The sequence below is a fragment of the Limnohabitans sp. MORI2 genome (assembly GCF_027925025.1).
In the GTDB taxonomy this organism is placed as follows: Bacteria; Pseudomonadota; Gammaproteobacteria; order Burkholderiales; family Burkholderiaceae_C; genus Limnohabitans.
On sequence record NZ_AP027058.1, the window covers coordinates 26,277 to 40,972 of the forward strand.

At 56.1% G+C, this 14,696-nt stretch carries 10 protein-coding genes; 6 read left to right on the forward strand and 4 right to left on the reverse strand.

The window, feature by feature from the left end:
• The first annotated feature begins 134 nt into the window (after window positions 1-134).
• The 5 genes from QMG27_RS00110 (at window position 135) to QMG27_RS00130 (ending at window position 7,898) form a co-directional block, all read left to right on the forward strand.
• A complete protein-coding gene (locus tag QMG27_RS00110; protein WP_281811923.1) occupies window positions 135-1,337 on the forward strand; it encodes a tetratricopeptide repeat protein in 1,203 nt (400 codons plus the stop codon).
• 233 nt (window positions 1,338-1,570) lie between these two features.
• The gene (locus tag QMG27_RS00115; RefSeq protein WP_281811926.1) at window positions 1,571-2,860 is read left to right on the forward strand and encodes a TolC family protein; all 1,290 of its coding nucleotides are present in this window, start codon (window positions 1,571-1,573) and stop codon (window positions 2,858-2,860) included.
• Window positions 2,861-2,863: 3 nt separating this feature from the next.
• Window positions 2,864-5,026 carry a type I secretion system permease/ATPase gene (locus QMG27_RS00120; protein WP_281811928.1) on the forward strand — a complete coding sequence of 721 codons (2,163 nt, stop codon included), beginning with the start codon at window positions 2,864-2,866 and terminating at the stop codon, window positions 5,024-5,026.
• On the forward strand, window positions 5,023-6,303 hold the full coding sequence (locus tag QMG27_RS00125; RefSeq protein ID WP_281811930.1) for an HlyD family type I secretion periplasmic adaptor subunit: 1,281 nt from the start codon (window positions 5,023-5,025) through the stop codon (window positions 6,301-6,303). Before QMG27_RS00120 ends, QMG27_RS00125 begins: the two co-directional genes overlap by 4 nt.
• A 38-nt stretch (window positions 6,304-6,341) precedes the next feature.
• Window positions 6,342-7,898, forward strand: coding sequence for an alkaline phosphatase D family protein (locus QMG27_RS00130; RefSeq protein WP_281811933.1), 1,557 nt, complete (start codon window positions 6,342-6,344; stop codon window positions 7,896-7,898).
• Here QMG27_RS00130 and QMG27_RS00135 read toward each other — a convergent pair.
• The 4 genes from QMG27_RS00135 to QMG27_RS00150 are packed head-to-tail and all read right to left on the reverse strand — an operon-like array spanning window position 7,895 to window position 12,561.
• The gene (locus QMG27_RS00135; protein ID WP_281811936.1) at window positions 7,895-8,563 is read right to left on the reverse strand and encodes an ABC transporter ATP-binding protein; all 669 of its coding nucleotides are present in this window, start codon (window positions 8,561-8,563) and stop codon (window positions 7,895-7,897) included. The genes QMG27_RS00130 and QMG27_RS00135 overlap by 4 nt on opposite strands.
• Complete coding sequence (locus QMG27_RS00140; protein ID WP_281811938.1) at window positions 8,560-9,333, reverse strand: ABC transporter ATP-binding protein; 774 nt, start codon at window positions 9,331-9,333, stop codon at window positions 8,560-8,562. Before QMG27_RS00140 ends, QMG27_RS00135 begins: the two co-directional genes overlap by 4 nt.
• Complete coding sequence (locus QMG27_RS00145; RefSeq protein WP_281811941.1) at window positions 9,330-11,324, reverse strand: ABC transporter permease; 1,995 nt, start codon at window positions 11,322-11,324, stop codon at window positions 9,330-9,332. The genes QMG27_RS00140 and QMG27_RS00145 overlap by 4 nt, the downstream gene beginning before the upstream one ends.
• 55 nt (window positions 11,325-11,379) lie before the next feature.
• Entirely contained in the window at window positions 11,380-12,561 is a 1,182-nt protein-coding gene (locus QMG27_RS00150; protein ID WP_281814675.1) for an ABC transporter substrate-binding protein, read from the reverse strand.
• A gap of 224 nt (window positions 12,562-12,785) precedes the next feature.
• Here QMG27_RS00150 and QMG27_RS00155 point away from each other — a divergent pair, with 224 nt between their 5' ends.
• Window positions 12,786-14,672, forward strand: a complete 1,887-nt coding sequence (locus QMG27_RS00155; protein WP_281811943.1) for a potassium transporter Kup — start codon at window positions 12,786-12,788, stop codon at window positions 14,670-14,672.
• Window positions 14,673-14,696 lie beyond the last annotated feature (24 nt).

A 14,696-nucleotide genomic window follows, 5' to 3' on the forward strand; every position in this document is an offset into this window, starting at 1 on the left:
GGAAAGCCCGTACTCTTTTGGAGTACGGGCTTTTTTTCAATAAGAAATATTAAGGCGCATGGAATTAATAAAATTGTGAGCGAAAATTACTACATCGTTTAAACTAACAGTTCGATTGAGAACTAAAAGACAACATGTATAAAACCGAAACTTGCAAAGTTAGTACTACACAGTACAAAAAAGGCTATTGCACAAAGGTATTACAAGCCTGCGAGCGCGCCTTGAGTGTGCAGCCCAAATTGGTGGCAGCCAATTTGTTGAAAGCGCAGTGCTTGGCCAACATGGGTGAACTGATAGAAGCACGAAAGATGTTTGCCAAAACATTGCGTCTGGACCCTACCAACTACAAAGCATGGTTAGAGGCTGGTGACTTGTGCAAACAGATGGGAGAGTTAGACCAAGCGGTCATTGCCTATCAACAAGCGCTGGAAGTAGCGCCAGAGCGTTACGAGGCACATCTTGCAATGGCATTGGTCAAGGCCAAGCAAGGCAAAAGCGAAGCAACCAACAAAGCCTATGAGCAAGCCGTGAATCAGGCAACCATCGTGGGCGATGAAGCGTTGGGGCAGGTGCATTGGCAAATGGGGCAATGCATGCTGGAGTTGGGTCACGCCCAAGAGTCGTTGGCGTGTTTTGCGTTTGCATTGGAATCTTCCAAAACACTCACAGATGCAGGCCCTGTGAACTTCGCAGCGGAAGTGTTGATGGATGCCGGGGATGCCAGCATGCGCCTGGGCAACAAAGCGCAAGCGATGGAGTTTTTCACATCAGCATCTACCGCAACGCAAGAAGCCACATTGACGCGTTTGTCGATGGTGAGCCATCGCAACGGGTTTTGGAACGAAGCAGTTTCTGTGGCGCGTCGCAGTGTGGCCTTACATCCGCAGAGCCAAACCGCGCACTGGAATTTGGCGAACATGCTGGTGAAGTGTTGGCGCATGGGCGAAGCCGAAGGTGTGTTGCAGCAAGCCGAAGCATTGGCGCCTGTGCCAGATGCACGCGCCTTGCGCGCTGAGGCCGCAAGCCTAGCGGGCGATGTGGAAAAAGCACTGGCTTTGTACATTGAGCTCGCCAATGAAGCCAAAGGCGAAGGCAGCTATGCGTCGAGCGCGGCAATCAGTGCGTTGTTCAGCGATGCGTATTCAGCCAAAGATGTGGCAGTGATGCAGCGACGTTTGTTTGCATCATGGGGCGAAGGTGCACGTAGCCGTGATTCGTTTGTGCGCAAGCCATTTGCAGGTCGTCGCCTGCGCTTAGGGCTGGTGGTGGGCGAGTTGTTGGATCAACACTCAGTCAACACCTTGCTACATCCGTCGCAACCAGTGACACATTGCTAACGGCTAAAAGCGTGGAGGTGATCGATATCACTGGTCTCGCGAGTAACGGGTCAACGACTCCTTCAAACACAATCAAATTGAATTTGTCGAGTTTGTTGCAAACGGATACCCTAAAGGGTTAAAACCGCTACTCAACGTTTTTACGATTTGTAGGTACCTTTGCCAATTTAAAGAGTACAATTGGTTTACAAGTTTTAATGTTTCACGCTTCAAATTAATAGAAACTAGCAAATATGAAAACCAAAACCCAGCAAATCAAATTGACATGTGTTGCAGCTGCTTTGTGTGCGCTCAGCGCACATGCACAAGCGCAGTCGTTCACAGATGTGGTCCAAAACGCGTTGACCATTTACCCCTCTATGTTGGCGGCCAAAGCCAAAACAGAGGCGCAGCGTTCGGACATTGACCGTGCCCGTGCCGCGCACATGCCGCAGATCAGCTACGGTTTTGCGCGTAGCAAATACAACAACAGCGATTTGCCTGCGTCCATCAAGCAAAACGCCAGCACGCCCACCGCACGTTTGAATTTGTGGTCGGGTGGCCGCATTGAAGCCGATGCTGAGCGTGCCGAGGCGCTGACACTGAGCAACGAATTGCAAGAAGCGCTCACGCGCGACGATGTGGCCTTGCTGGCTGCCGAGGCCTATATCAATTGGGCGCGTTCGATCGAGTTGCTAGAGCTGGCAACCAAGAACGTGGATTCCATCAAGATCACGTTGAATGACATTCAAAAGATTGCAGATGCCGACACAGGCCGTCGCATCGATTTAGAGCAAGCGCAAGTGCGCATGGACAGCGCCAATTTGACCAAGTTGCAGCGCCAAACCGAATTGGCACAAGCGCAGCAACGGCTCAGCCGTTTTTGGCAAGGTGCCTTGCCTAAAACCCCAGTGGGTTTGAAAGAGGCCCTTAGCCCCAACGGCCGCTTGGGTCGCGTGCCACAAAACTTGAATCAAGTGCTTGACGCCGTCACAGAGAGCTTGCCCGCCATTGCGCAGCAAAAAGCGCAGGTGGATGCCGCCGAGGCTGCCGTCAGAATGGCAAAGGGCCAATATTGGCCAACAGTCGATTTGAGCGCAACCCGTCAGCTCAATTTGGTGAGCTCGTTCCCAGCCACGTACAAAGAAGACACGTTTACGCAGGTGCAGGTCAATATGCCGCTGTACAGCGGTGGTGCTACATCAGCCGGTGTGCGCACGGCAGTGAGCCAACTGACCGCAGCACAAAACACGTTAGACGAGGCCCGCTTGTTGGCACGCGAAAAGATTTCGGTGGCTTATCAAGAGTGGGTCAATGCGCAAGGTCGTTCCGTGCAAGGCCAAAACCAAGCGCGTGTGGGTGACAAAGTGGTCGAAGGCTATCGCCAACAGTTCCGCTTGGCACGCCGTCAACTTTTGGATTTGCTGAACATTCAAGCCGAAGCGTTTGGTTACCAAAGCGCTGCCACTACGGCTTTTTATGACGAGCAAATCACCCGCGCCCGCATGTTGGCAGCCATGGGTGATTTGGCCAAAAGGTTTTAACCCATGAGAACGCCTGAGCAAGCGGATGGGTCCGCGGATGCACTGTTGGTGTGTCTTGCCTTGGTGGCCAAGCAGTTGGGCCACCCGCTGCATGTGCCTGCCATGCGCCAAGGCTTTGCCTTAGATGATGCTGGGCGAATCCCCCTCGAGTCCTACCCCGATTTAGCGCATCAGCATGGCTTGCTCGCGGGCTGGTCACGAAAAAAACTGTCAGAGATTCCTGGCTATGTGATGCCAGTGTTGGTGTCGCTGGTCGATGGTCGAGCCTGCGTGTTGCGCGCCGTCAAGAACGGCTATGCCGTGGTGTGGTGGGCCGAAACCGGCGAGCTGGACGACTACGTGTCGTTAGAGCAGTTGCAAGGCTTGGCACGCGACGAGGTGTTGATCGTCAGGTTGCAACCCAAGCGCAGCGACCAAACGTTGGCACCCATGGAAGGCGCAGCCTTTAGCTGGTTCTGGGGCACGTTGTGGCGCTTCCGTCATTTCTATGTGGAGTCCATGGTGGCTACGGTGGTGGCCAACATCCTCACGCTTGCCAGTGTGTTTTTCACGATGAACGTGTATGACCGCGTGGTCCCAACGCAAGCCTATGCATCGTTGTGGACCTTGGCCATTGGCACATCGGTGGCCATCGTGATGGAGTTCATCATGCGCTGGCTCAAAGCGCGGCTGGTGGATTTGGGTGGCAAGAAAGCCGACTTGGCCATCAATGCCACCTTGTTGCGCGAAATCATGAGCATTCGCTTAGAGAATCGCCCGCAATCGGTGGGTATGTTTGCCAGCTCCATGCGTGACTTTGAATCGTTGCGCGATTTCTTCTCATCGGCGTCGCTGGTGGTGTTGGCCGACATGCCGTTTGTGCTGATGTTCTTGGTCATGATCGCCATGGTGGGCGGCCCATTGGCTTGGGTGCCTGGCTTGGCGGTGCCGATTTTGGTGGCGCAAGGCATCATGGCGCAAAGGCCTTTGATGAAGGCCATGCGTGCCAATATGAAAGAAGCTGGCGATAAGCAAAGCGTGCTGGTCGAATCTTTGCTCAATCTGGAATTGCTCAAAGCGCATAACGCAGAAAGTTATTTACAGCGCCGTTGGGAAACCTCCAACAAAGCGGGCTCAGACTCCTACAAAGAAATTCGCTCTATCACCAACTGGATCATGGGTTGCACCACAGCAGTGACCCAACTGGTCACCGTGGTGATGGTGGTGGTGGGTGTGCACTTGATCCATAGCAATGCACTCACGCTCGGCGGCTTGATTGCTTGCGTGATTTTGGCCGGCCGCGCATTGGGGCCCTTGGGGGGCGTAATGTCATTGGCATCGCGCTATCAGCAGGCCTCATCGGCGCTCGAGTCTTTGGATGCTTTGATGAAGCGCCCACGCGACCGCAAGCATGGCCAAACCTATTTGGTGCCGCAACATGTGTATGGCGCACTGGAAGCGCAGGCGGTTGAGTTTGGTTATCCAGGCGAGCACGCCATCCCTGTGATCAAACGGTTATCGATGAAGATCGAAGCAGGCCAGCATGTGGCATTGCTGGGGCGTGTTGGCAGTGGCAAAAGCACCTTGCTGCGTTTGATGGCAGGCTTGTATACCCCGCTCGCAGGTAGCATCCGCTTGGATGGTGTTGAGATGCAACAAATTGAGCCGGCAGAAATACGCAGCTGCATCGGCTACGTGGGCCAAGATCCCCAGCTTTTCATGGGCACCTTACGCGAAAACATGGTGTTGTCTGAAACGTGGATCACAGACACCAAGATTGTGGATGTGCTGAAAACCTTGAACTTGTATGACATGGTGGCATCGCATCCACGGGGTTTAGACATGCCCATTACCGAAGCGGGTGGGGGATTGTCGGGCGGTCAACGACAACTGATTTCGATTGCACGCATGATGCTGCGCGACCCGCAGTTGGTCTTCATGGACGAGCCCACAGCCAACATGGACGGCAACACCGAAGCGCATGTCATTTCTGTGTTGAAGGGCTGGCTCAAGGGCCGCACTTTGTTGATGTCCACCCACCGCCCGCAGTTGCTGGAGTGGGCTGACACGGTGGCAGTCATTGAGGCAGGGCAGTGTGTGCTGTCGGGGCCGAGGCAAGAGATGATTGACAAGTTGTCGCGTGGTGTAGAAATCAAAACCAACGCGACCCATGGGGCAGGCGCATGAATGACAAAAAACCATCCACTTGGAGCCAGCTAAAAAACACATGGCTTCGTCTCAAAGAGTTTTGGCAAGACGATAAAAAGGCCGCAGGCTTTGGCGTGCGTACGGTTGAAGATGACGAGCGTGACGCCAGTCGCGTGTTGGTGTGGGCCACAGCCGCCACCTTGTTTTTTGGTTTGATTTGGGCTGGCTTTTTCAGCTTGGATGAAATCACCCGTGGCCAAGGCAAAGTGATTCCGTCCAGCCGCGAGCAGGTGATTCAAAGCTTGGATTCGGGCGTGTTGCAACAGATGTTGGTGCGCGAAGGCGACTTGGTTGAAAAAGACCAAGTGCTCTTGCAAATGGAAGATGCACGCTCAGGCGCAGGCTATCGAGAGGCGCATGAAAAATATTTGTCACTTCTTGCCATTGCAGCGCGGTTAAGAGCAGAAGCGAACAGCACGGCACTGACGTTTCCGCCCGAATTGAAAGAAGCCCCGCATTTAATCACGCAAGAAACCAACGCCTACAAAGCACGCAAAATTGCATTGGCAGATTCGCTCGAAGCGGTGGACGCTTCTTTGTCTGCCATCACGCGCGAAATTAAATTGACTGCGCCACTGGTCAAAGGTGGCGTGATGTCGGAGGTGGAGCTGTTGCGTTTGAAACGCCAGCAGGCAGACCTGATGGGTCAGCGCGCAGAACGCAAAAACCGCTACATCACGGATGCCAACAACGAACTCACGCGTGTGAATTCAGAGCTCTCACAGACCAAAGAAAACGCATCAGCACGAGAGGATGCTTATCTGTCCACCACCATCAAATCACCCATGAAGGGGGTGGTGAAGAATGTGCAAGTGACAACTGTTGGTGGTGTGATTCAAGCGGGCCAACCGATCTTGGAAATCGTGCCGACCGAAGACGAAATGCTGGTCGAAGCCTATGTCAAACCTTCGGAGGTGGCGTTTTTACAGGTTGGCCAAAAAGCAGTGGTCAAACTGACGGCGTTTGATTTCAACAAATATGGTGGACTCGCAGGGGAGCTTGAGCATTTAAGCCCAGACACCCTCAAAGATGAGCGCCAGCAGCGTCGTCCGGGCGCCAACCCCGTTGATTTAGAAGAAGGCTACTTCCGTATCTTGGTTCGTATCAAAGACCCGAACTTGGTGCGCAAGGGGGTGAAGATTGAACCTACACCCGGCATGACGGCCACGGTTGAAATACGCACAGGTCAAAAAACGGTACTTGAATATTTGTTCAGACCGCTGCAAAACGTATCGCAAGCGCTGCGCGAACGATAAGCTGCCGTTTAACATGTTGGCTCAGACACTGAGCCAACATGCAACGACGCAAATTTAACCAACACCTGCAACACAGCGCCATCGCACTGGCACTCAGTCCATGGCTGACCGCCGTGGCGGCCCCCTCTAACAAGCCAAGGCACTGGCAAAACAACCCGTTTGCATTGGGCGTAGCGAGTGGCAGACCTCGTGCCGACAGCGTGGTGCTATGGACGAGGCTTGTGCTGGCTGATGAAGATCTACTTTTAGCGGGTGAATCTTTGGCTGTGACGGTTGAAGTGTTTGCCGACTCAAAGCTCCGCCGCCGTGTGTATCAAACAGAGGTGCGAACAGACGCTTCGCGTGGGCACAGCGTGCATGTGCATGTTCGGCATCTACAACCAAGCACGGACTACTGGTACCGTTTCTCACAGAGCGATGCTCAGAGTGCCGTGGGCCACACACGCACAGCGCCAGCGCTGAATGCAGATGTGCGAGTGCTGCGCATTGCGTTGTCCTCATGCCAACACTACGAACAAGGCCAATACATCGCCCACGCAGAAATTGCGAACCAATCGCTGGACTTTGTGCTCTTCATGGGGGACTACATCTATGAAAGCAGCAACCCGCAATACGCGATTCGCAAACACAGCGGCGAAGAGCCCAAAACATTAGCCCAATACCGTGAGCGGTACGAACAATACAAGCGAGATCCGATGTTGCAGGCGGCACATGCTGCCCATCCGTGGGTGATGATGTGGGATGACCACGAAGTGGTCAATGACTATGCCAACGATCAAGACCGTCAGTACACAGACCCTCAGCAGTTTTTGCTGCGACGCGCGGCCGCCTATCAAGCATATTTCGAGCATCAACCAGTTTTGCTTGGGCCCGACCCACAGAGTCCGGCCAACATGCGTTTGTATGACCAGCTGAGCTGGGGCAAGTTGGCCGATGTGTGGACGCTTGATTGCCGCCAATATCGAAGTGCCCAAGCGTGTCGAGATCCGGTGCGAGGAGGTGCTCGCCCGGTGATGCAATGTGACGAGTTGAACGACGTAAGTCGGACCATGCTGGGTCTAGAGCAAGAGCGTTGGCTGAGCAAGAGCTTGAGTGCTTCCAAGCGTCAGTGGAAGCTGGTGGCGCAAGCCACGCAAATCAGCAGCACCAGCGTGCCCGCGCCTGTGGGACGCAGCTACTGGAACGATGCGTGGGACGGCTACCCCGAAGCCCGAAAACGCCTGCTGCAAACCGTGGTCGACGCCAAGTTGAACAATGTGGTCACCTTAGGCGGTGATGTGCACTGCAATGTGGCCGCACCTTTGCGAATGGAGCCCAACAACCCACAGTCACCCATCGTGGCCAGTGAGTTTGTGACCACCTCCATCACCTCTCGCGGCTTAGGCGACAAAGCCGCAGCGCTCATCCGAGAGAGCAATCCTGACTTGTTGCACTACCGATCTGACGAGCGCGGCTATTCGCTCATCACTGTCACGCCTCAAGAGGTGCGCTGCGACTTCAGAACCACCAAGTTTCCCGCAGGCAGCGAAGCAGGTTTGAAAACGCAAGCGAGCTATGTGGTGAAAAACGGCAAGGCGGGGCCGCAGCCCGTTTAACTCCGCAGCACACCTCGGTCGAGCGAGTAGCTGCGGTCACTCACCCACTGTGCGAAATGGGTGTTTTGCTCTGACAGCAGCACGCTCACGCCTTGGGCTTTCAACGCAAGAATAGCCTCGCCCATTTGCTCCACGATCACAGGAGCCACGCCTTCAGACGGCTCGTCTAACAACACCATGAGCGGGTTGCCCATGAGGGTGCGGGCCACGGTGAGCATTTGTTGTTCGCCGCCGCTCATGTGGCTGGCGCGGCGTTGCTGCATGTCGGTCAAGTTGGGGAACAGTGCAAACACTTGGTCGAGCGTCCACACCGGTGCGGCCTGCCCCGTGGCAAAGTGGCGTGGGGCTTGTATGCCAAGTTGCAAATTTTCGAGCACCGTGAGGTCGGTGAAGATGCGGCGGTCTTCGGGCACAAAGCCCAGACCCAAAAGCGCCGCTTGGTAAGGCTGCGCGTGCGAAATGTCGTGTCCGTCCAAGTACACGCTGCCGCTTCGCTGCGGCATGAGGCCCATGATGGCTTTGAGCAAGCTTGATTTGCCTGCACCGTTGCGGCCCACCAGCGCCACCACTTCGCCGCGTTGCACATGCAGGCTCACATCGAACAACACTTGCGCTGCGCCGTAGTGCGCGTTGAGCTGCTTCACGTCTAACAGGTGTGCGTTCATGCGTGGTCACCTTGGTGAAAAGTTTTGCCTCTGCCAAAGTACACGGCTTGCACCTGTGGGTCGTGCTGAATTTGCAGCGGTGTGCCGTGAGCAATGAGCTGGCCACGCGCCATCACCACCACGCGGTGGGCGTGTTCAAACACCACGTCCATGCTGTGCTCGGTGAACAGCACGCCTACTTGGCGCTGCTGCACGAGTTGACGCGTCAGGTCCATGAGGGCGTGGCGTTCGTCAGGAGCCATGCCGGCGGTAGGCTCGTCCATGAGCAGCAAGCGCGGCTGGTTGGCCAAGGCAATGGCCAGCTCCAAGCGTTTGATGTCGCCATAGGCCAATGCGCCGCAGGCGTGGTCGGCATACGCGCTCAAGTGCACTTGGTCGAGCAAGTACATGGCTTCGTCGCGCAACTGCGCGTTGGCGCGCAGCCATGGGTTGAATGTTTTGCCTTGCGCAGACAGCAACGCCATTTGCACGTTTTGCAGCGCGGTGAACGACGCAAAGGTTTGCGCGACTTGAAACGTGCGACTCACGCCCATGCGCCACAGTGCATGGGGCGGTAAGCCCAAGAGAGACTGACCATCAAGCCACACACCACCCGCATCGGGTGCGAGCTGGCCGTTGACCAAATTAAACGTGGTGGACTTACCCGCGCCGTTGGGGCCAATGAGAGCGAGCAACTCGCCCGCTTGCAAGCTGAACGACACATCGTTGACGGCCACGTTGCCGCCAAATGATTTGCGCAGAGCGCTCACTTGCAACAAAGGTGCACTCATCGCGAGCCTCCGCTAGAAGTGGGGCGAGGTGTGTGCGCCGCAGGCTCAGCGCCTGCTTGCGTGCGCGAGGTCCAACGCGACCAGAGCTGATGCAAACCACCCGCAATGCCTTGCGGAAACACCAGCACCAACAACAACATCACGCCGCCCATGACGGCACGCCAGTAATCGGTGCTACGCGCCAAACTGTCTTGCAGCACGGTGAATGTGAGCGCGCCCACCAGCGGGCCGACGGCAGATTCCACACCACCCAACAACACCATGATGAGCGCATCCACCGACTTGCTCACACCCAACACATCGGGCGAAATGCTGCCCTTAGAAAACGCGAGCAACGCCCCAGCCAAACCTGCCCATGTGGCGGCAATGACAAAGCCCACCCACTGCAGTCGCGCCACGTTCAAACCAATCGCGTGGGCGCGTGCCACCGAGTCACGACTGGCGCGCAGCGCGTAGCCCAAGGGCGAGGCCATGAGGCGGCGCAGCGCCCACACGCCCAAAGTCACACAGGTCAAGGTGAGCGCGTAGTAATGGGTTTTGTCTTGCAGCCACGCGCTGGGCCACACGCCCGTGAGGCCGTTACTGCCGCCGGTGAAGCTGTCCCACTGAAAACAGATGGACCACACAATTTGCGCAAACGCGAGCGTGAGCATGGCCAAGTACACGCCCGACAAACGCACGGCAAACCACGCCAGCGGCATGGCAATGAGCGCGGTGATGAGCGGCGCGGCGATCAGCGCCACCTCGGGCGACACGCCCGCTTGCAATACCAAGAGGGCTGCCGCATACGCGCCCAGCCCCAAATACGCGGCATGGCCAAACGAGTGCATGCCCGCAGGTCCCATGATGAAGTGCAAGCTCGCCGCAAACAGCGCGGCCACCAGCACATCCACCGCCAGCACCAACACATAAGGTGTCTCGCTGCTGAGCCATGGCAAAGCAACGGCCACTGCGGCTACCACCAGCCACGCGACACGACGTTGCGCTGCAGGCAACTCAGCATGGTGGTGGGTGACCACGGGTGCACGCGCATCGCTCAGCGGTTTGCCCATGAGGCCCCAAGGCCGGACCATCAACACCACAGCCATCACCAAAAACTCGGCCACCAGCGTGAGCTTAGAAAACGCAAACGACACACCGAAAAATTCCACCGTGCCCAGTGCGATGCACAAAGCTTTGACTTCGGCAATCAACAAAGCCGCCACAAATGCACCCGGAATCGAACCCATGCCACCGACGACGACCACCACAAACGCATCGCCAATAGTGGCCATGTCTAGCCCCAAGTGCGCGGGCTCGCGTGGCAGTTGCAGTGCGCCGCCCAAGCCTGCCAAAGCGCAGCCCAAAGCAAACACCGCGGTGAACAAATGGCGTGGGTTGATGCCTAAGGCGCCCACCATCTCGCGGTCTTGTGTGGCGGCACGTACCAGCACGCCAAAGCGCGTGCGTTGCAACAGCGCCCACAGCAGCGCCAACACCACGGGGCCGATGACGATGAGGAACACGTCGTAGGTCGGCAAGCGTCGGCCCATCACATCCATCGCACCGCTCAAGCCGGGCGCGCGAGGGCCCAACAAATCTTCAGCGCCCCACAGCCACAGCACGCCGTCTTGGATGACGAGCACCAAGGCGAAGGTGGCGAGCAATTGAAACAACTCAGGCGCTTGGTAAATGCGGCGCAGCACCAGCACCTCAACCGCCGCGCCCAATGCACCCGTGATGAGTGCCGCCATCAGCAGCATGACAAAGTAAGCCGTGGTGGCCGCAGCACCATCGCCCAACAAGACGGCCAGCACGCCCGACACGTTGGGCGCCAAGTGCGACACCAGCGAATACGCCACATACACGCCCAGCATGAAAAACGAGCCGTGCGCAAAGTTGACGATGCGGCTCACGCCAAAAATGAGCGACAAACCCGCTGCCACCAAAAACAAAGACGAAGCCGCAGCCAACCCGTTGAGGGCTTGAACGATGAAGCTGGCGACGTCCATAAAGTGTGTGGGCTGAAATTAAAACGCCCGCAATGGCGGGCGTTGTGGGTGAGGTTTAGTTGCTCGGCCTGAGCTTTTTCACAACGTCATCGCTGGGTTGCACAGAGGCGCCATCGATGTAGCGGTAGTCTACCAACACGCCCTTGCCACCGTCGTTTTTGGTACGGCCCAAAAACGCGCCCATGGTCGATTGGTTGTCTTGCTTGCGGAAGGTCACGGGGCCATAAGGTGTGCTGAACTTCAAACCACTGAAGGCCGTGACGAGTTGCTCGCTGTCGGTGCTCTTGGCTTTGCCAATGCCAGCAGCCAAGGCTTGGATCATGCTGTAGCCCACGACCGAGCCCAAGCGGGGGTGGTCGTTGTATTTGCGGTGGTAGGCCAAGTAAAAGGCTTTGTGCTCGGGCGTTTGCACGCCGTACCAGGGGTAGCCGGTGACGATCCAGCCGTTGGGCGTTTCGTCTTTGAGGGGTTCCAAGTACTCGGGCTCGCCGGTCAAGAGGCTCACTACCTCGCGGCCTTGGAACACACCGCGTGTGTTGCCCTCACGCACAAACTTGGCGAGGTCAGTGGCAAACAACACGTTGAAGATGGCATCGGGCTTGGCGTCGGCAATGGCTTGCGCCACCGAGCCTGCGTCAATCTTGCCTAGCGCTGGGGCTTGTTCGGCCACAAACTCCACATCGGGCTGGGCGGCTTTCAAGAGTTGCTTAAAGGTAGCGGCTGCCGATTGACCGTATTCGTAATTGGGGTAGACCACGGCCCAGCGCTTTTTCTTGAGCTTGGCGGCCTCAGGCACGAGCATGGCCACTTGCATGTAGGTGCTCGCTCGCAGGCGGTAGGTGTAGCGGTTGCCGTTTTGCCAAACCATTTTGTCGGTCAGAGGTTCGCCTGCGAGGAAGAACACTTTGCGTTGCTTGGCAAAGTCGCCCAGTGCCAAGCCAATGTGCGAAAGGAAGGCACCCGAGAGCACATCCACCTTCTCGCGGCTCAGCAGTTCTTCGGCGGCACGCACAGCGTCGCCGGGCGAAGCGTTGTCGTCACGCGTGATGAGTTGCAGCTGTTTGCCGTTCACGCCACCTTTGGCGTTGATTTCTTCCACGGCCAGCTCCATGCCTTTTTTGTAGGGCTCCAAAAAAGCAGGCTGGGCTTTGTAGCTGTTGATCTCGCCAATCTTGATGACGTTTTGAGCGAAGGCGGGCAAAGCAGCCACGCTCGCGGCAAGGGCGGCGGTGCGCAGGGTAGAAGCAAAAGAAAAGTTCACGACAGATGCCTTTTGAAAAGCGAGAAGCTTGGATTGTCTTGCAAACTTTGAGCCTCATTGCATACGGTTTGGGCATGACCCCAAGTTGCGCAGTATCAATAAAGCGTAAAAGTTTGCGTTTAATCCGGCAATATTTATGCGGTATTTACGGCAACGCCGCTATCTTGCGCCTCATTGAATGCATGCAAATTGAGGTCAAGATGAAAAATAAAGAACACAGTGCCAACAGCCATTACGCCGCCTTGGTGTTGGGCGCATTAGGCGTGGTGTATGGCGACATTGGCACCAGCCCTTTGTACGCGCTCAAAGAAGTGTTTGGCGGCGCGCACAACCCCGTACCCATCACGCCCGACAACATCGTGGGCATTTTGTCCCTGTTCTTTTGGTCGTTGATGGTGGTGGTCACGCTGAAGTACGTGAGCTTCATCATGCGCGCCAACAACGAGGGCGAGGGCGGCATTGTGGCGCTCATGACGCTGGCGATTGACAAGAAAACCATGGGCCCTTGGCGCTATGGCTTTTTAGTCACGCTGGGCTTGTTTGGTGCGGCGTTCTTTTATGGCGATGGGGTCATCACGCCAGCCATTTCGGTGCTGTCGGCAGTCGAGGGCTTAGAGCTGGTGACGCCCGCATTCAAGCCGTTCATCGTGCCGTTTTCTTTGGTCATCATCGTGGGCTTGTTTGTGTTGCAACGCAAAGGCACGGCGAGTGTGGGCGCTTTGTTTGGCCCGGTGATGGTGGTGTGGTTTGTGGTGTTGGGTGTGCTCGGTTTGTCAGGCATCGTGCAGCACCCAGAGGTGTTGGTGGCGGTGAACCCCTTGCATGGTGTGAACTTTTTGGCTGAGAACCCCTTGTTAGGTTTTTTCTCTTTGGGCTCGGTGGTGTTGTGCATCACGGGGGCTGAGGCCTTGTATGCTGACATGGGCCACTTTGGCATTCAGCCCATTCGTTCGGGTTGGTTGTATTTGGTGCTGCCCACTTTGGTGCTGAACTACTTTGGCCAAGGGGCTTTGTTGCTGAGCAACCCAGCGGCGATTGAAAACCCGTTTTATTTGTTGGCCCCCGATTGGGCGCTCACGCCGCTGGTGGCTTTGGCCACGGTGGCGACCATCATTGCGTCACAGGCGGTGATTTCGGGTGCGTTCTCCATGACCAAGCAAGCCATGAGCTTGGGCTACACCCCGCGTGTGGAGGTGTTGCACACCTCGGAAGATGAGATTGGCCAAATTTATGTGCCCTCGATCAATTGGTTTTTGATGGTCTCCATCATTCTCTTGGTGCTGGGCTTTCAGTCATCGTCTAACTTGGCGGCTGCGTATGGCATTGCGGTGACGGGCACCATGCTCATCACCAATGTGTTGGCTGTTTCAGTGGCGATACGTTTGTGGCATTGGCACCCCATGCGTGCGGTGTTGGGCGCATTGCCGTTTCTGGTCATTGATGGGTGTTTCTTTGGCGCCAATACGCTGAAGATTCCCGATGGTGGTTGGTTTCCCTTGATCTTTGGTCTCACCGTGTTCATTGTGTTCAGCACTTGGAAACGTGGTCGCGATTTGGTGAGCGATCGCATGGCTGACGATGCGCTGGAGCTGCGTGACTTTGTGAAAAATCTAGACCACGGCGGCGTGGTGCGTGTGGATGGCACAGCGATCTTCTTGGTCACCGATACCACCTATGTGCCGCAAGCCATGTTGCACAGCTTGAAGCACTACAAGGTGATTCACAAACATGTGATCTTTTTGAAAGTGACTTTGGACACTGTGCCTTATGTGCCCGCACAGCAGCGCATGCATGTGGAAACTTTGTCGAATTCGTTCTGGGCGGTGAGCATCAATTACGGCTTCAAGGACGACATCAACATTCCGGATGCGCTCAAGCATTGCAAGATTCCAGGCGTGAGCTTTGGGCTGATGGACTCGTCTTACTTCTTGGGCCGTGAAACCTTGATTCCGAAAATCAAGTCCGACATGGCGTATTGGCGTGAGCTGTTGTTCATCTTCATGTACCGCAACTCGGACAGCGCCACGTCGTTTTACCGTTTGCCTTCCAACCGCGTGGTGGAGCTGGGATCGCAAGTGGTGCTTTGATCTGCTGCATCGGGTAAGGTAGAC